Origin of the sequence: Corallococcus terminator (assembly GCF_003611635.1) — a bacterium.
Classification (GTDB): Bacteria; Myxococcota; Myxococcia; order Myxococcales; family Myxococcaceae; genus Corallococcus; species Corallococcus terminator.
On the sequence record NZ_RAVZ01000223.1, the window covers coordinates 1 to 16,637 of the forward strand.

Sequence of the window (16,637 nt, forward strand, 5' to 3'; positions counted from 1 at the left end):
TCCGTCCTCCAGCCAACGCCCACCCCTCCCCCTTGTTCCGGGCGGGAGGAAAAATGGAGTGCGGGCGTGGTCCCCACCGCCGCGCGGGCCGCACCCCGCGTGTTATGGGAAGCCCCATGAGCGTCGAAGCCACGCCCTCTCGCGCCAGGAAGCCCGTCGAGTACGAGGCCACCGTCACCGCCGTGCGCATGGAGACGCACGACACGGCGACCCTGCTGCTCGACCTGGGGCCAGGACCGCTCGACTACAAGGCGGGCCAGTTCCTCAACATCGACCCGCACCAGTTCCCGGCCATCGCCCACCAGTGCGCGTACCTCCAGGAGCAGAAGGGGCGCAAGGAGCCGGCGCGCTCGTACTCGCTCGCCTCCGCGCCGCATGAGCCCCACGTGGCCATCACGGTGAAGGACGAGGAGTTCATCTCCGGCGTCACCCGCTACCCGCCCCTCCTGTCGCCGCTGCTGGTGCACGGCCGCCTCACCGGCGCGCGCATCAAGGTCACGGGCTTCATGGGCCCGTACGTCCTGCCCGACGACGTGACGGAGAAGACGGACCACGTGCTGCACCTGGTCGCGGGCTCCGGCGCGGTGCCCAACTTCGCCATGGTGAAGGACGCGCTGCACCGGGGGCTGAAGCTGCGCCACACCTTCCTCGCGTCCAACAAGACCTGGGGCGACATCCTCTACCGCGAGGAGCTGGCCGCCCTGGAGCGCTCCGCGCCCGACCGCGTGCGCGTGGTGCACACCCTCACGCGTGAGACGGACGAAGCGAAGTACGGCCCCCACGTGCGCAAGGGCCGCGTCAACGAAGCGCTGCTGCACGAATTGCTGCCGGACCGCGACACCTGCCTCGTCTACGTGTGCGGCCCCGCCATCACCCCGTGGGATCGACGCAAGGCGTTGGAGACGCGCACCCCCGCGACGCCGCGCTTCATGGAGGCCGTCCTGGGCCACCTGCACGGGCTGGACATCCCGGACAAGCGCATCAAGCGCGAAGCCTACGGGTGACGCTCCGCGCCAGCCGCGCTCCGGAAATGTCCGCATAACCGATTTCCCGTGAATATCTCCGGGGGATGGCGTCCTGGTGGTTAGCCGGCTCGGCATGAGCACGGCCCCAGGAGCACACCCCCATGAAGAAGGCGAAGGCCCAGCCCCTGAAGCTGGCGCTGGTCGTGATGACGTGTACCGCCGCGACGAACGCGGCCGCGGTGAACGTGGACCGTGGCCACCCCCAGGGTGGACCGGCGTCGCTGGCCTCCGCGACGCTCAAGCCGCGAGGCTCGCATGCGTCGCTCAAGCGCACCGTGCGCGCGGACGACCTCCAGGCCGCGTTCCGCAACCGCATCGAGGTGAAGTTCCGCGAAGGCAGCGGCGTGCGTTCGCGCGGGGGTGAGCTTGCGCTGGACGCCACCCAGGCCCGTGGCGCGGCGGCCATCGCGGAGCTGGACCGGGTGCGCGCCACGCTGCGCGGCGCCCGTCGCTACGCGGCGATGAAGATGCACCCCTTCACCGAGGACACCGCCGCCCTGCTCAAGGCCCAGGGCGAGCGCGGCTCGGGCACGGAGCTGCCGGATCCGAACCTCTGGTACTACGTTTACGTGGACGCGGGTTCGGACCAGCAGGTCGCGGACGTCGTCAACGCGCTCAACGCGCTGGACGTGGTGGAGGTGGCCTATCCATCCCCCCTGCCCGTGCGCTCCGCGGACATGGACTCCCGGAGCGCGGAGGACTTCGAGGCCTACTGGCGTGAGCACGCGCGCATGGACTGGCCCACGCCGGAGCACCTGCTGTCCTGGGAGCGCGGTGAGAGCGCCCGGACGCTGCTGAACGAAGCGCCGCCCCCGCCGACAGCGGTGGCCACGCCCGCGCTCGGCCCCTCCGGCATGCTGGCCGTCAGCTACGTGGCGGACCAGGACTACGGCGAGGCCGCGCCCATCGGCATCGACACGGACTGGCTGCGGGGCAACTTCTACAACGCCTACGGCAACGGCTGGGGCTACACCGACGCCGAGTACTCGTGGAACTACTGGCACCAGGACCTCACCCAGTTGACGGGCGCGGTGCTCGTCAACGGCCAGCCCCACGCCAGCGCGGCGGTGCTCGGCAACCGCAACCACGGCACGTCCGTGGTGGGCGTGCTCAGCAGTGACACCAACGCGTTCGGCACCACGGGCCTGGTGAACGGCTCCGCCGTGCGGCTGTCCACCGAGTGGCCCACCACCGGCTACAACCGCGCCTCCGCCATCTACGCGGCCTCCAACCAGTTCTGGGCGGGCGCCGTCATCCTGCTGGAGATGCAGGCGGCCTCCAGCATCGACTGCAACGGAGACGGCATCGTCAGCGCGTCCGGCGCCAACGCGGACTATGTCCCCGCCGAGTACGTCCCGGCCGTGCGCGACGCCGTCAAGGTCGCCACCGCCAATGGGCGCATCGTCGTGGCGGCCGGCGGCAACGGAAACTGCAACCTGGACCTCGCGGCCTTCGGTGGCTACTTCAGCGCCACCGACGCGACGAAGGACTCAGGCGCCATCATCGTGGGCGCGGGTGAAAAGCTCACGCGCAACAAGGCGTTCTTCTCCACCTACGGCAGCCGCGTGGACACGCAGGCCGAAGGCGACTTCAAGATCGTCACCACCGGCTACGGCGACAAGTACTCCGCCGAAGGCGAGAACCTCTTCTACACGGCCACCTTCTCCGGCACGTCCGGCGCGTCGCCCATCGTCACCAGCGCCACGGTGGCGCTGTCCGGCGTGATGTACCTGCGCTACGGCGGCCACTACCACCCGAAGGAGATGCGCGACCTGCTGCGCCGCGACGGCACGCCCCAGGCGACCGGCGGGAAGATTGGACCGCGCCCGGACCTGCGCAAGCAGATCTCCCACATGCAGAACCGCTACCCGGCCATGCACTCCACGGACTTCGACGGCGACGGCCGCAGCGACTACGCGGTGTGGCGGCCGAGCACCGGCGTGTGGAACATCCGCTTCTCCTCCACCGGCCTGACGCAGTCCATCCAGTGGGGCCAGCAGGGTGACATCCCGGTGCCCGCGGACGTGACGGGCGACGCGCGCGCGGAGCTCATCGTGTGGCGGCCGAGCACCGGCATGTGGCTGGTGCGCAAGTGGGATGGCACCACGCAGTCCACGCAGTGGGGCATGTTGGGTGACATCCCGGTGCCCCTGGACTTCACGGGCGACAAGAAGGCGGAGTTCGTCGTCTACCGTCCCCCGTACGTCGGCGGTACCCCGGAGGGCCAGTGGCTCATCCGCTACGCCAACAACACGTACTCCGCCATCAACTGGGGCGCGTCGGGGGATGTGCCCATCGCGCGCGACTTCGACGGCGACGGCTACGAGGACCTCACGGTGTACCGGCCGTCCACCGGCCAGTGGATCATCCGCTTCTTCAGCGGCACCTCCGCCGTCCACGCCCTGGGCTCCTGGAGCGACGTGCCCGTGCCGTACAAGGCGGGCAATCAGTGGAACCTGGCCGTGTGGAACCCGACCACGGGCATCTTCACCACGAAGAACATCCAGGGCGGCGGCACGGCCACCGCGCAGTGGGGCCTGCCCGGTGACATCCCGCGCTTCGGTGACACCAACCTGGACGGCACCGACGAGTACATCGTCTGGAGGCCGGTGGTGGGCACCTGGTACAACGCCCAGTTCGGCGGCGTGCAGTGGGGCCTGCCCGGCGACATCGCCCTGTCGCGGTAGTCCTCACGCGAAACAGGAGCAGCACCACGGCGGGCGGTCTCTCTTCGCGGAGGGCCGCCCGCTGTTCATTTCTCCGGGGGCAGGTTCTCCAGGAACGCGAGGATGCGCTCGGCCGTCTCGCGTGGCTGCTCCAGCGGGAACAGGTGGGCCGCGAGCGGCAGCACGTCGCACTTCGCCAGCGGCAGTTCGCGCTCCACCCGGGCCAGCGCCGCGGGCAGCAGCGCGTCCGACTTCTCCCCGCGCAGCACCAGCGTCGGCGCGGCGTTGGCGCGGATGAGCTTCCAGGGGTCCGCGGGGAAGGTCTCGAAGATGCGGGCCTCCCACTCACGCGGGATGCGCAGCTTGAAGTCGCCCTCCGGCGTCGGCACCAGGCCGTGGGTGATGTAGTCGTGGAAGCAGTCCGCGTCCCAATCGCGAAACAGCTTTCGCTCACGGTACGCGTCGGCGGCCTCCTGGCGCGTCGGCCATCGGTCCCGCCTGCGCAGCGCGCCCTGCACGATGGCTGCGCGGTCCATGCGGCCCAGCAGCTTCATCAGGCGCACCGCCCACGCGCGCGGCCCGGTGATGAGCACCGGATCCAACGCCACCACCGCGCGGAACAGGCCGGGGTTCGCGGCGGAGGCCATCAGCGTGCTCGCCCCGCCCACGCTGTGACCCACGCCCAGCACGCCCGAGCGGCCCCGCACCTTGAGTTCGCGCGCGATGTCGTCGCCCAGCTCGCTCCAGTTCGTGAGCCGCTTCGGATCCTCGTCCGGAATCAGCGGCCGCGTGCGCAGCGACACCACGTGGTAGCGCGTCGCCAGCCGCGCGAAGAGCTTCCGGTACGTCTCCGGGGGAAAACCATTCGCACAGGCGAAATGCAGGAGCGGTCCCGTGCCGCCCCAATCATCCAGCTCCAAGGCCATGCCCCTTCCCGACAGAAGCTCCCGCCTCAACCACGGCGGGAAAGCCTCACGCCTGACTTTCGCCCGTCTCCGGCCCTGGCTCCACGACGGGTTCCACTTCCGTACCTTCTGACAACTCCACCGGCACCGCCCCTGTCGTCGCGGGGGTGATGCCCAAGAGGCGCGTCAGCCGGGGCTGCACGCCCGTCTCCGCCAGCAGCGCCTGGAGCTGAAGCTTCGCGCGCCGGTTGTCCCGGTGCACGCGCCGCCCGAGGATGAGCTCGTTCTTCAGCGAGTGCTCCCAGCCCGTCAGCTCCGTCACCGTCACCTGATAGCCGAACGACTCCAGCGTCAGCGCGCGGATGACGTTGGTCAGGTGCGAGCCGAACTCGCGCCGGTGCATGGGGTGCTGGAAGAGCAGCGACATGGAGCCGGGGCCCTTCGCGCGCTTCTCCTTCAACTGCGCGGCCACCTCCGCCTGACAGCACGGCACCACCGCCACGTGGTCCGCGCCGTGCTTGATGGCGGCCACCAGTGCGTCGTCCGTGGCGGTGTCGCACGCGTGCAGCGCCATCAGCACGTGGATGCGCTCGGGGTATTCGGCGGCGTCGATGTGCGCCGTCTGGAAGCGCATCCGGTCGAAGTGCAGCCGCTCCGCGCGGCCCTTCGCCCGTTCGGTCAGCTCCGGGCGGCCTTCGATGGAGAGCAGCTCCCCGGCCTGCGCGTCCTTGAGGAACAGCTCGTAGACGACGAAGCCCAGGTAGGCGTTGCCGCTGCCGGCGTCCACCACGAGCGGGCTCGGGTGGCGGGCCTGCACGTCGTCCATCGCCGGGCGCAACAGGCCCACCAGGTGGTTGACCTGCTTGAGCTTGCGCAGCGCGTCCGCGTTGAGGTGGCCTTCGCGCGTGAGCAGGTGCAGCTCTCGCAGCAGGGCCTGGGACTGATCCGGAAGCAGCTCCTTGCGGACCTGCGGCGCCTTGACGTTGCGTCTCAGACGGACACCACTTCCATCACTTCCGGGATGGCCTCACGCAGACGGCCCTCGATGCCCATCTTCAGCGTCGCGGTGGACGACGGGCAGCCCGCGCACGAACCCTTCATGTGCAGGTACACGATGCCGTCCTCGAAGCGGTCCAACGTGATGTCGCCGCCGTCCTGGGCCACCGCGGGACGGATTTCGTCGTCCAGGATGGTCTGGATGCGCTGCTCCACGGAGCCTTCCTGCGAAGACGTCTGGCGCGACGCCGCGAGCGCGGCCTCGTCCACCACGGGCAGGCCTTCGGTGAGGTGCGTGTCCAGCGTGGACATCACGGAGTCGTTGAGTTCGTCCCACTCACCGGAGTCGCCCTTCGTCACGGTGACGAAGTTGGTGCCGAGCATCACCGCGGTGACGCCCTGGATGTCCATCAGCCGCAGCGCCAGGGGCGACTTGGTCTCCGCGTCCCCCCGGTTGGTGAAGTTCACGGCGCCGCCGGCCAGCAACTTGCGGTCCACCACGTACTTCAACGTGCTGGGGTTGGGGGTCCACTCGAGCTGGATGTTCACGGACATTCTGTTCTCCCGACGAAAGTCTGCTTCCTCTAAGGCGCGCCGGGCCCCATAGCAACCTGTCCGGCTGTCAGGCAAACGCGCCGCGCGTTCCATTCACTCCGGATGCGGCCCGGAGCTTCTTTCCGATGTAAGACACCGGGTCCCCATTTTTCGGGTCCCCGAACCCCGAACCGGGGACCGTCCATCCCTTCCCTGCCCCGCTGGCGAGGTCTCCACCCATGTCCGCCTTCCCGCCGCGCCTTGCACACCTCGCCACCCGGGCCGTGGTGGTGGCCAAGCTGGGCCCCACCTACGCCGAGGCCCACCGCCTGGACGCCGAGGAATCCGCCCAGCGCCTCTCCACCGCGCTCTCCGGACGCCTGCTGACGGCCCTGCTGGAAGCCACGTGGACCCAGATGCTCGGCAAGACAAAACGTCTCACCGAGGATGGGCTGCTGGAGAAGGTGGCCGCCACCCTGGGCGACCGGCCCCAGCGTCCGGGCAAGGTCGCGCCCACGACGCCCGGCTGGAGCGCCTTCCTGGTGATGGTGGACCTGGAGGCCGGCACCGCCAGCGACGCCGCGCGCCGGGTGATGGAATCCGACGAGGGCCGAAAGCGCGCCGCCGCCGGGCTCGCGGAGGTCGCGGGCTTCCTCGCCACGGAGCTGACGCGCGGCAAATAGACCCTGCCGGGCAGGCGTGGCGGCAGGCGGCACCCGACGTTATAGGCTGGGGCTCGCCCCGCCCATGTCCGCCACGTTGCCCACCACGCTGCGCCTGCTCACGTCCATCACCGACGTCCCCCAGACGGCCTGGGACGCGCTGGTGGACCCAGGCTCCATGCCCTTCCTGGAGTGGGCCTTCCTGGCCGCCCTGGAGGAGAGCGGCACCGTGGTGCCCGAGCGCGGCTGGCACCCCCGCCACTTCACCCTCTGGAGGGGCTCCCGGCTGGTGGCCGCCGCGCCCGCGTACCTGAAGGACGACAGCCACGGCGAGTTCGTCTTCGACGCCGCCTGGGCCACCGCCGCCGAACGCGCCGGCCTGCGCTATTACCCCAAGCTGGTGCTCGCCGTGCCCTTCACCCCCGCCACCGGCCGCCGCGTGCTGGTGGCCCCCGGCGAGGACCGCCCCACGCGCGAGGCGGAGCTGTACGCCGCCGCCCTGGAGTACGCCCGCGCGGAGGGCCTCTCCAGCATCCACGTCCTCTTCCCCACCCCGGAGGAGCTGCCGGTGCTGGAGGCCCAGGGCTACGTCGTGCGGCTGGGCGTGCAGTACCAGTGGACCAACGCGGGCTACCGGACGTTCGACGACTTCCTTGCCCGCTTCCACTCCAAGCGACGGCACCAGCTCAAGCGCGAGGTGGCCGCCCCGGAGGCCCAGGGCATCACCTTCCGCACCTTGAGGGGTGAGGCGCTGGAGGAGCTGGACCCGGCGAGCGCCTACCGGCTCTATGTGACGACGGTGGACCGCTACCCGTGGGGCGTGCGGTCGCTGACGCCGGACTTCTTCGCCCGGCTGCTCGGGCGCTTCCGGCACCGGTGTGAGTTCGTGGAGGCGTGGCGGGAAGGCCGGCGGGTGGCGGGCGCGTTCAATTTCATCGGGCCGCGCACACTGTTCGGTCGTTATTGGGGAGCGCTCGAGGAGCACCCGTTCCTGCACTTCAACGTCTGCCTCTACCAACCGGTGGCGGCGTGCATCGCGCGGGGGCTGGAGCGCTTCGAGCCAGGGGCCGGGGGAGAGCACAAGCTCACCCGGGGATTCGAGCCGCACCTCACGTACAGTGCGCATCTCTTCCTCCACCCCGGGATGGACCGGGCGGTGCGCGGCTTCCTGGCGCACGAGCGGGCGGCCGTCGAAAGCGGCCTGCCGCTCTGGTGGGCGGAGACGGGATTCAAGGAGCGGGTCTGAGGTTTCTTAAGGGCCCGCCACAGGTTCGCGAAGCGAAGGCAAGGGAGTCCGCAAGCCCATGGCGCAGAAGCACCAACATGATGACGGCCAGGTCGTCACGGAGGCCGTCCCCAAGCAGAAGCTGAAGAGGCCGACGCTCTACAAGGTCCTCCTGCACAACGACAACTACACCACGCGGGAGTTCGTGGTGGCCGTGCTCAAGGAGATCTTCCACAAGTCGGAGACGGATGCCGTGCAGATCATGATGCACGTTCATTACAACGGCATCGGAGTGGCGGGCGTTTATACCTACGACGTCGCCGAGACGAAGCTCAAGACAGTGGAAGCCGCGGCGCGGGACAACGGGTTCCCCCTGCGGCTGTCCATGGAACCCGAGGAAGGCTGAACCGTGGCAGGACCATCGATTGCCAAAGAGTTGCAGGCCAGCTTCCGCACCGCGCTCGACGAGGCGCGGAAGATGCGCCACGAGTACCTGACGCTGGAGCACCTGCTCCTGGCCCTCACCCGTGACTCGCGCACCCGCGAGGTGCTCAAGGCCTGTGGCGCCAACGTCAAGCGCCTGCAGGAGAACCTGACCGCCTTCCTGGAGGAGACGGTCGAACGGCTGCCCGACGACGTGGACGCCGAGCCCCAGCAGACCATCGGCGTGGAGCGCGTTCTCCACCGCGCCGCCATGCACGCCCTGTCCGCCGAACAGAAGTACATCGACGGGGGCGACGTGCTGGTCGCCATGTTCCGCGAGGAGGAGAGCCAGGCGCTCTTCCTGCTCCAGCAGGAGGGCGTCACCCGCCTGGACCTGCTCAACTTCATCTCCCACGGCATCAGCAAGGACGGCGAGTCCGACGGGGCGACGGACAGCCGCGCCACGCCCGCGGGGGATGACGAGGACGGCGAGTCCTCGCGCAAGAGCCCGCTGGAAGCGTACGCCGTGCAGCTCAACGCGGAGGCGAAGGCGGGCCGCATCGACCCGCTCATCGGCCGTGACAAGGAGCTGGAGCGCACCATCCAGGTGCTCTGCCGCCGCCGCAAGAACAACCCGCTCTACGTGGGTGAGGCCGGCGTGGGCAAGACGGCCATCGCGGAGGGCCTGGCGCTCCACATCACCGAAGGCCGCGTGCCGGACGCGCTGAAGAACGCGGTCGTCTACTCGCTGGACATGGGCTCGCTGCTCGCGGGCACCAAGTTCCGGGGCCAGTTCGAGGAGCGCCTCAAGGGCGTGCTCAAGGCGTTGCAGGAGCTGCCGGACGCCATCCTCTTCATCGACGAAATCCACACCATCGTCGGTGCCGGGGCCACGAGCGGCGGGTCCATGGACGCGTCCAACCTGCTCAAGCCCGCGCTGGCGTCGGGCCGGCTGCGCTGCATCGGGTCCACGACGTTCCAGGAGTTCAAGGCGTCCTTCGAGCGCGACCGCGCGCTGTCCCGCCGCTTCCAGAAGATTGAAGTGGACGAGCCCAGCGTGGAGGACACCATCAAGGTCCTGGAGGGCCTGAGAAGCCGCTACGAGGAGCACCACCACGTGAAGTACGGCGAGGGTGCGCTCCAGGCGGCGGCGGAGCTGGCGGCCAAGCACATCAACGACCGGTTCCTGCCGGACAAGGCCATCGACGTCATCGACGAGTCGGGCGCGGCCGAGCGGCTGAAGCCGGACGGCGTGCGCACCGGCATCGTCAGCGCGCACGACGTGGAGCAGGTCGTCTCCAAGATGGCGAAGATTCCGGCCAAGAGCGTGTCCGCCAGCGAGGGCGTGCAGATCCAGAACCTCGACAAGGAGCTCAAGGGCGTCATCTTCGGCCAGGACAAGGCCATTGAAGAGATGGTCAGCGCCATCAAGCTGTCGCGCTCCGGCCTGCGTGCGCCGGAGAAGCCCATTGGCAGCTTCCTCTTCTCCGGCCCCACGGGCGTGGGCAAGACGGAGCTGGCCAAGCAGTTGGCGCAGAGCCTGGGCGTGGAGTTCCTGCGCTTCGACATGAGCGAGTACTCGGAGAAGCACACGGTGAGCCGGCTCATTGGCGCGCCCCCGGGCTACGTGGGCTTCGACCAGGGCGGTCTGCTCACGGACGCCGTGCGCAAGCACCCGTACGCGGTGCTGGTGCTGGATGAAATCGAGAAGGCCCACCCGGACCTCTTCAACATCCTGCTCCAGGTGATGGACCACGCGACGCTCACCGACAACAACGGTCGCAAGGCGGACTTCCGCAACATCATCCTCATCCTGACCACGAACGCGGGCGCGCAGGAGATGAGCACCAAGGCCATGGGCTTCGGTGACACCCAGGTGGTGGTGGACGGCTCGCGGGCGAAGAAGGCCATCGAGCGCACCTTCACGCCGGAGTTCCGCAACCGGTTGGACGGATGGATCCTGTTCTCCGGCCTGCCCGCGGACGTCATCCTCAAGGTCGTGGACAAGGAAGTGCGCCTGCTCCAGAAGGTGCTCGACGAGAAGAAGGTCAAGCTGGAGCTCACGCCCGCCGCCCGCGCGTGGCTGGCGGAGCACGGCTACGACCCGGCCTTCGGCGCGCGCCCCATGGCGCGGCTGGTGGACAGCTCGCTCAAGAAGCAGCTCGCGGAGGCCCTGCTGTTCGGCGCCCTCAAGGGCGGCGGCATCGCCCGCTTCGACGTGGTGGACGACGCGCTGAAGCTCGTCACCGAGTCCGCCGTGGCCGTCCCCGCTTGACGCGCTGACCGGTTGAAACACCGAGGCCCCGGGCTCCCTTGCGAATGGGAACTCGGGGCCTTCGTGTTTCCGGCGGTGTGCTCGGAGCTGGGACGGCTACCCCTTCTTCGACTCCACCTTGTACGCGCCCACGGCGCTGGAGAGCTGCTCGGAGATGATTTGCAGCGTGGTGGCCGCCTCACCGGTGGAGCCGATGCGGGCCACGGTGTCGTCCATCATCCGGGACAAATCATTCACCGCGAGGGTGATTTGATTGATGCCCACGTTCTGCTGGTTCACCGCGGCGGCGATCTGCCGGACGGCGGCGGCGTTGTCCTGGACGATGGAGGACAGCTCGCGCAGGTTCTGCCCGCTGGTGCGCACCTGCTCCAGGCCCGCCTCCATGCGCTCCGCGCCACGCTCGGTGATGCGCACCGCGGCGGTGACGGAGTTGGCGATGTCGTCGAGCAGCTCCCGCACCCGCGTGGTGGCCTGGATGGACTGGTCCGCCAGTGCGCGGATTTCGCGGGCCACGACGCTGAAGCCCTTGCCGTGCTCGCCGGAGCGCACCGCCTCGATGGCCGCGTTGAGCGCGAGCATGTTGGACTGGTCCGCCAGGTCCTTCACCGTCTGGGTGATGCCGCCAATCTGACGCGTGCGCTCGCCCAGCTCCAGGATCTTCTCCGCGATCTCCCCCACCTGCGCGCGGATGTCGTTGAGGCCCGCCATCGTCTGCTCGATGGAGGCCTCGCCCGCCTTGGCCAGGGTGTCGGCGCGCTCGGCCACGCTGAGCACGCTCTCCGCCTTCTGCGCGGCCAGCGTGGAGGTCTGCTTGATTTCCTGCGCCGTCACCTGCGTTTCCTGCAGCGCGGCGGCCTGGCGCGAGATGGTCTGCGCCTGCTCCGTGGAGGACTCGTTGAGGTGCTCGGTGGACTGCGTGAGCGCGGTGGCCGCGTGCTGGAGGTTGATGGTGACTTCGCGCAGCTTGCCCACCATCTGCGAGAAGGAATTGGACAGCCGTCCCACCTCGTCCTTGCCCCGGATGGTGATGGGCCGGGTGAGGTCTCCGGACTCCACGATGTGGCCCGCCACCGACGTGAGCTCCGCCAGGGGCCGCACGATGCTCCGGCCGAACAGCGCCGCCACCACGACGCCGCACAGCTCCAGGAGCAGCGCGAACAGCAGCATCCGCCAGCGCAGCACCTCCACCTTCGCGTCGATGTATTCGCGCGCCATGCCCACGTGCACGGTGCCCAGCCGCCCCTGCGCCACCGGCGCCGCCACGTCCAGGCCCACCAGCGTCCTGCCGCCCCGCTGCAAGCGCACCTCGGGGATGACGCGCAGGCCATCCTTGCCCACCACGGCCGGGGCCTCGGTGGCGACCTTCAGCGCCTCCGGGAAGGCGCCGTTGAAGGTGTGCACCAGCACCTTGCCGCCCGGCTCCTGGATGAAGAGGTACGCCAGGTCCTCGCGCCCCATGAACGGCTGCAACAGGGGCTGGAGCGACGGCATGCGCGAGGCCAGGCCCTGCTCCGCGGCGATGGACAGGCCCAGCGCCACGGCCTCCCCTTCGATGATGTGGCGCTCCTCCAGGTTGGATTCCAACTGGCTGGTGGCGATGAAGGTGAGGAGCACGGCCACGGTGGCGCTGATGACCGCCGTGACGAGCACGAACTTCGGCGCGAGCCCGAGTCCCCGCAGGAAGGAGACGTCGAGCGAAGGGGTCGGCTTCACGGGAGCACTCCCTGGACAACGCGTTCAGACGGCCAGCCGTCGGACACCCGCCGACAGGGACAACGCACGAGCCCGCGGATTCTTGGCGACGGGCGCGGGGGAATCATCGCGAGCCGCCATCCGGCGGGCGGCCCGGCCGGAACGTCGGCCGCTGGCAGCTCTGGAGGATGAGGTCCGCCACCGCCGTCAGGGGCACCCCACCGTCGGTGGCCTTCAGCTCCAGCGCGGCGCGCGGCATGCCGTAGACGACGCTCGACGCCTCGTCCTGCGCGAAGGTGACGCCCCCGGCGGTGCGGATGGCCAACAGGCCCCGCGCGCCGTCCTCGCCCATGCCGGTGAGGACGCCGCCGCCACAGCGCCGGCCATACGCCGCCGCCAGCGAGTGCAGGAGCACGTCCCCGTTGGGGCACGGCCCGCCCTGGCTGCGCTGCAGCCGGGCCAGCCCCGCGCTGTCCACCAGCAGATCATGGCCATCCAGCGGGAAGTACACGCGGCCCGGCGCCAACTGCTCGCCGTCGCGCGCCATGGTGACGTTGAGCGAGCACACCTGCGACAGCCAGCGCACCATGCCCTGCGTGAAGCCCACCGTGATGTGCTGGGCGATGAGCACCGGCACCGGCAGGTCCTTGGGCAGCTTGGAGAGCACCTCCGCCAGCGCGGGAGGACCGCCGGTGGAGGCGACGAGGCCGAAGACATCCACCCGCGCCCCGGTGGGCATGGGCAGGGGCGGCGCGGCGCGCGGGCGGCGGGAGATGACGGGCACCTCCGCCATCAGGCACACCGAATGGGCCAGCTCCCGGCCCCACTTGCGCAGCTCGTCCGCGTTGGTGACGTTGGGCTTGCCGATGAGCTCCAGCGCCCCGGCGCTCATGGCCTGGAAGCCCAGGTCCACGCCCCGCTGCTCCGCCACGGCGCTCACGACCAGGATGCGCGCGGGCGCCTGGGACATGATGTGGCCGATGGCCGCCGGGCCGTCCAGGCCGGGCAGGAGCAGGTCCATGGTGATGACGTCCGGACGCAGCAGGCGCGCGAGCTGCACGGCGCGGTTGCCGTCCGCCGCGCGGCCCACGACCTCGATGCGAGGCTCCTCCGTGAGGAGGGCGGTGAGCGTGCTGGCCATGGTGGGCGAGTCGTCCACCACGAGCACGCGAATCTTCTTCGTGCTCAAGCGCGGCTCCCGCGGCGGCTCATCACGTCCAGCACTTCAGCGAGCAGGCGGCCCGCGGCGCATTCGCGCTTGCTCAAGAAGCCATCCGCGCCGGACTCCAGCCCCCGCTCGCGCGCGGACGGACTGTCGTGCGCGGACACCAGGATGACCGGCAACGTGCGCGTCTCCTTCTTCTCGCGCAGCCGCGCGATGAGCTCCGTGCCGTCCATCTCTTCCATGTCCAGGTCGCAGATGACGACGTCATAGGTGTCCGCGGCCAGCCGCTCCAGCGCCCGGGGTCCGCTGGCCGCCAGGTGCACCTGGAAGCCGCCGGCCTCCAGGCTGGCACGGTGCAGCGCGCGAGCGGTGAGCGAGTCGTCCACCACCAGCGCCCGCCGGCTGCCCGCCGACACCGCCACCTTCTCCGAATCCGACACCACCCAGTCCGGCCGGAGGATGAGCAGCAGCTCGCCGCGGCTGAGCGTCGCCGCGCCCTGCCAGGCCGCCACGTCGCGCACCTCCGAGGGCAGCGGGCGGATGACCAGGTCCCGGTCCCCCACCACCGCGTCCACCACCAGCGCCACGCGCTTGCCACCGCTCTGGACGATGAGCAGCGGCTGGCCTTCCGCGGGAGGCGCCGACGCGCGCAGGCCCAGCCGCGCGCCCAGGTCCACCACCGGCAACAACTGGCCCAGGTGCTCCAGGTGCGCCCGGCGCTTGCCCAGGCGCAGCGAATCCGCGCGCGCCAACTGCGTGGACTCCACCGCCAACATGGGCAGGCCCACGAACTGCTCCAGCGCGCGAACCATCAGCACCGGAGAGCTGCCCAGGTCCACCGGCAGCGTGAGCACGAAGCGCGTGCCCTGCCCGCGCGTGCTGGCCACCTCGATGCGGCCCTGGAGCGACTCCACCGTGGCGCGCACCGCGTCCAGGCCCACGCCGCGCCCGGAGGTGTCCGTCACGTCCGAACGGGTGCTGAAGCCCTCGCTGAAGATGAGGTCGCGCACCTGGTTGTCGTTGAAGCGCACGAGTTCATCCGCCGTCACCAGCCCGCGCTTCTCCGCCACCCGGCGCACCGCCTGCAGGTCGATGCCGCGCCCGTCGTCGGACGCCTCCAGGTAGAGCAGGTTGCCCTGCTGCTCCACGCGCAGCGTGAGCGCGCCCTCGTGGTGCTTGCCGGCCTTCTCACGCTCGGCGGGCATCTCCAGGCCGTGGTCCACCGCGTTGCGCAAGAGGTGCACGAGCGCGCCCTGGAGCTTCTCCAGCAGGCGCCGGTCCAGCGACACCTCCGCGCCCACCACCGACAGCCGCGCCTCCTTGCCAAGCTGGCGCGACAGGTCGCGCACCATGCGCTGCAGGGGCTCCAGGATGGTGCGCGTGGGGCGCGTGGTGATGGCCTTGAGGCCGTCCTCCAGCGCGTCCACGATGTCGCTCGTCTCCTCGCCGTCGGTGCGCAGCGAACGGCCCGTGCCGGACAAGAGCGTGCGCGCCTCCGCCGTCTCCGCCAGCAGGCCCTGCTTCGCGAGCAGCGTGGACACCCGCTCCAGCTCGCGGCTGCGCTCCTCCACCCGCAGGCGCACTTCCCGCAGGCGCTCCACCTCGCGCATCAGCGACGTCACCTGCCGCGCGCTCACGCGCCAGCCAGCGTCCGTCGATTCGCCCTGGTGGTCCGGCGTCGGCGGCCCGCCCGCGGAGCCCTGCGACAGGCCCTGCATGCCGGTGTCCACGGACGTCTGGGGCACGGGCACCACCTGCGCGAAGGCCCCACCCGGCAGCGCGGCGGCGGCCTCCGGCGGCGGCGCGGACGCGACCAGTTGGGCCAACGCGGCGGCGGGGTCCGGCAGCAATTCGCCCCGACCATCCGCGTGCGCCTGCGCGCGCAGCATGAACAGGTCCAGCCCGTGCAGCAGGATGTCCACCACCGGGCGCGGCATCTTCTGCGTGGTGGCCTTCAGCGGCGCCAGCGCGTCTTCCAGCTTGTGGGCGATGTCGCCCAGGTCCTGGAGGCCCAGCGACGCAGCGCTGCCCTTCAGCGTGTGCAGGTGCCGACCCAGCCGGGTGTAGATCTTCGCGAGCGCGTCGTTCTCCAGGCCCTCGCGCTCCAGCTCCAGCAGGTCCATGGTGACCTTCTGGATGACCTCCTGCGCCTCGATGGCGAAGCCCGCCACCAACGGCTGCAGCATCGGATCAACGGCCATGGCGCACCCCCGCATCCGGCACGGAGAAGAGGCGCTTCGGGTCGATGAGGTGGATGAGCTGCCGGTCGTGGGTGAAGACCTCCATCACCGGCCCCTCGGCCCGGACCCGCGCGGCCTCCACCGACGCGAGCGACAGCGTGGTGGGGCGCGGAATCGCCTCGCAGTCCAGCGCGCACAGTTCGCCGTCACCCCGGTCCACCACCAGCAGCACGGCGGGGTCCTGCCGCCACCCGTGACCGCCCAGCAGCGACGCGAGGCTCAGCGCGGACAGCACCTGGCCCTGGAAGCGCAACACCCCGATGACGGCGGGCTCCGACAGCGGCACGGGCGTCACCATGCGCAGGGGCAGCGCGGCCCGCAGCGACTCCAGGGGCAGCGCATAGCGCTCCTCGCCCAGCGGGAACTCGGCGATCCAGTGGACCGCCTCCTCCACGGACGACTCGCCCTGCTCGCGCAGGCGTGCGGCCCGGCGCGCGAGCAGATCGCGCGTCTCCTCCTCCAGGGCCTCATCCACCATCCGCGGCGTCCCCTTCATTCCAGCGCCCCCAGATTCAGGTAGGCGTCAGCGGACGCCAGATAGAAGCGCGCAGGCAGCGCCTCCGGTCCATCCACCAATTCGTCCGGCGGCAGTTGTCCCGCCCGCGAGCGCAGGGCGCGCATCAACGGGAAGGCCGCGTCCCGGGCCCCGGCGCGCTCGCGCAACAGCGCCAGCTCCAAGAGGCCCGGCAGGTAGTCCGGCGCCTGCTTCACGAGCAGCTCCAGCACCGCGGTCGCTCCGGACACGTTGCCTTCCTCGATGCGCTCCAGCGCCTGCAGGTGCAGTCGCGCGGGAGGAGGCGGCTGGGACGGCGGCGGCGCGGGCGGGGTC

The 16,637-nt window shown here is 70.3% G+C and carries 13 protein-coding genes and 1 pseudogene; 6 read left to right on the top strand and 8 right to left on the bottom strand.

The features are described from left to right. Nucleotides 1-116: 116 nt before the first annotated feature. Complete coding sequence (locus tag D7V88_RS27205; RefSeq protein WP_208726484.1) at nucleotides 117-1,004, top strand: ferredoxin reductase domain-containing protein; 888 nt, start codon at nucleotides 117-119, stop codon at nucleotides 1,002-1,004. A 122-nt stretch (nucleotides 1,005-1,126) separates the two neighbouring features. Further along, nucleotides 1,127-3,712 (top strand): S8 family serine peptidase, encoded by a 2,586-nt coding sequence (locus D7V88_RS27210; protein ID WP_120543544.1) that lies wholly within the window; start codon nucleotides 1,127-1,129, stop codon nucleotides 3,710-3,712. Between the two features lie 65 nt (nucleotides 3,713-3,777). Here the strand turns inward: D7V88_RS27210 and D7V88_RS27215 are convergent, their stop codons facing one another. Genes D7V88_RS27215 through D7V88_RS27225 form a run of 3 tightly spaced genes read right to left on the bottom strand, consistent with a single transcriptional unit; the run spans nucleotide 3,778 to nucleotide 6,147 of the window. Beyond that, nucleotides 3,778-4,617 carry an alpha/beta fold hydrolase gene (locus D7V88_RS27215; protein ID WP_120543545.1) on the bottom strand — a complete coding sequence of 280 codons (840 nt, stop codon included), beginning with the start codon at nucleotides 4,615-4,617 and terminating at the stop codon, nucleotides 3,778-3,780. Between the two features lie 46 nt (nucleotides 4,618-4,663). Next, nucleotides 4,664-5,590 (bottom strand): class I SAM-dependent methyltransferase, encoded by a 927-nt coding sequence (locus D7V88_RS27220; RefSeq protein WP_372241125.1) that lies wholly within the window; start codon nucleotides 5,588-5,590, stop codon nucleotides 4,664-4,666. Beyond that, nucleotides 5,587-6,147 carry a NifU family protein gene (locus D7V88_RS27225; protein ID WP_120543547.1) on the bottom strand — a complete coding sequence of 187 codons (561 nt, stop codon included), beginning with the start codon at nucleotides 6,145-6,147 and terminating at the stop codon, nucleotides 5,587-5,589. Before D7V88_RS27225 ends, D7V88_RS27220 begins: the two co-directional genes overlap by 4 nt. 218 nt (nucleotides 6,148-6,365) lie before the next feature. Between D7V88_RS27225 and D7V88_RS27230 the strand changes: the two genes are divergently transcribed. The 4 genes from D7V88_RS27230 (at nucleotide 6,366) to clpA (ending at nucleotide 10,711) form a co-directional block, all read left to right on the top strand. After that, nucleotides 6,366-6,809: a hypothetical protein gene (locus D7V88_RS27230; protein ID WP_120536084.1), complete on the top strand. Its 444-nt coding sequence runs from the start codon at nucleotides 6,366-6,368 to the stop codon at nucleotides 6,807-6,809. A gap of 64 nt (nucleotides 6,810-6,873) precedes the next feature. Beyond that, nucleotides 6,874-8,034, top strand: coding sequence for a GNAT family N-acetyltransferase (locus tag D7V88_RS27235; protein WP_120543548.1), 1,161 nt, complete (start codon nucleotides 6,874-6,876; stop codon nucleotides 8,032-8,034). 58 nt (nucleotides 8,035-8,092) lie between these two features. Next, nucleotides 8,093-8,419 (top strand): ATP-dependent Clp protease adaptor ClpS, encoded by a 327-nt coding sequence (locus D7V88_RS27240; RefSeq protein ID WP_014399347.1) that lies wholly within the window; start codon nucleotides 8,093-8,095, stop codon nucleotides 8,417-8,419. 3 nt (nucleotides 8,420-8,422) lie between these two features. Next, nucleotides 8,423-10,711, top strand: a complete 2,289-nt coding sequence (gene clpA, locus D7V88_RS27245) for an ATP-dependent Clp protease ATP-binding subunit ClpA (protein ID WP_120543549.1) — start codon at nucleotides 8,423-8,425, stop codon at nucleotides 10,709-10,711. Nucleotides 10,712-10,807: 96 nt separating this feature from the next. On the opposite strand, the gene D7V88_RS27250 is transcribed toward clpA, so the two are convergent. The 5 genes and pseudogenes from D7V88_RS27250 to D7V88_RS27270 all read right to left on the bottom strand — a co-directional run. Next, nucleotides 10,808-12,424, bottom strand: a complete 1,617-nt coding sequence (locus D7V88_RS27250) for a methyl-accepting chemotaxis protein (protein ID WP_120543550.1) — start codon at nucleotides 12,422-12,424, stop codon at nucleotides 10,808-10,810. A 103-nt stretch (nucleotides 12,425-12,527) separates the two neighbouring features. Next, on the bottom strand, nucleotides 12,528-13,592 hold the full coding sequence (locus tag D7V88_RS27255; protein WP_120543551.1) for a chemotaxis protein CheB: 1,065 nt from the start codon (nucleotides 13,590-13,592) through the stop codon (nucleotides 12,528-12,530). Continuing rightward, entirely contained in the window at nucleotides 13,589-15,769 is a 2,181-nt protein-coding gene (locus D7V88_RS27260) for a hybrid sensor histidine kinase/response regulator (protein ID WP_120543552.1), read from the bottom strand. The genes D7V88_RS27255 and D7V88_RS27260 overlap by 4 nt, the downstream gene beginning before the upstream one ends. Continuing rightward, nucleotides 15,759-16,304, bottom strand: coding sequence for a chemotaxis protein CheW (locus D7V88_RS27265; RefSeq protein WP_120543553.1), 546 nt, complete (start codon nucleotides 16,302-16,304; stop codon nucleotides 15,759-15,761). Before D7V88_RS27265 ends, D7V88_RS27260 begins: the two co-directional genes overlap by 11 nt. Continuing rightward, nucleotides 16,301-16,637, bottom strand: a pseudogene (locus tag D7V88_RS27270) (CheR family methyltransferase); the annotation flags it as partial. The pseudogene D7V88_RS27270 and the gene D7V88_RS27265, both read right to left, overlap by 4 nt.

Bases quoted from the DNA above. Each gene is read 5' to 3' on its own strand.
- D7V88_RS27205 (WP_208726484.1), top strand. From the start codon at position 117: ATGAGCGTCGAAGCCACGCCCTCTCGCGCCAGGAAGCCCGTCGAGTAC.
- D7V88_RS27210 (WP_120543544.1), top strand. From the start codon at position 1,127: ATGAAGAAGGCGAAGGCCCAGCCCCTGAAGCTGGCGCTGGTCGTGATG.
- D7V88_RS27215 (WP_120543545.1), bottom strand. From the start codon at position 4,617: ATGGCCTTGGAGCTGGATGATTGGGGCGGCACGGGACCGCTCCTGCAT.
- D7V88_RS27225 (WP_120543547.1), bottom strand. From the start codon at position 6,147: ATGTCCGTGAACATCCAGCTCGAGTGGACCCCCAACCCCAGCACGTTG.
- D7V88_RS27230 (WP_120536084.1), top strand. From the start codon at position 6,366: ATGTCCGCCTTCCCGCCGCGCCTTGCACACCTCGCCACCCGGGCCGTG.
- D7V88_RS27235 (WP_120543548.1), top strand. From the start codon at position 6,874: ATGTCCGCCACGTTGCCCACCACGCTGCGCCTGCTCACGTCCATCACC.
- D7V88_RS27240 (WP_014399347.1), top strand. From the start codon at position 8,093: ATGGCGCAGAAGCACCAACATGATGACGGCCAGGTCGTCACGGAGGCC.
- D7V88_RS27260 (WP_120543552.1), bottom strand. From the start codon at position 15,769: ATGGCCGTTGATCCGATGCTGCAGCCGTTGGTGGCGGGCTTCGCCATC.
- D7V88_RS27265 (WP_120543553.1), bottom strand. From the start codon at position 16,304: ATGAAGGGGACGCCGCGGATGGTGGATGAGGCCCTGGAGGAGGAGACG.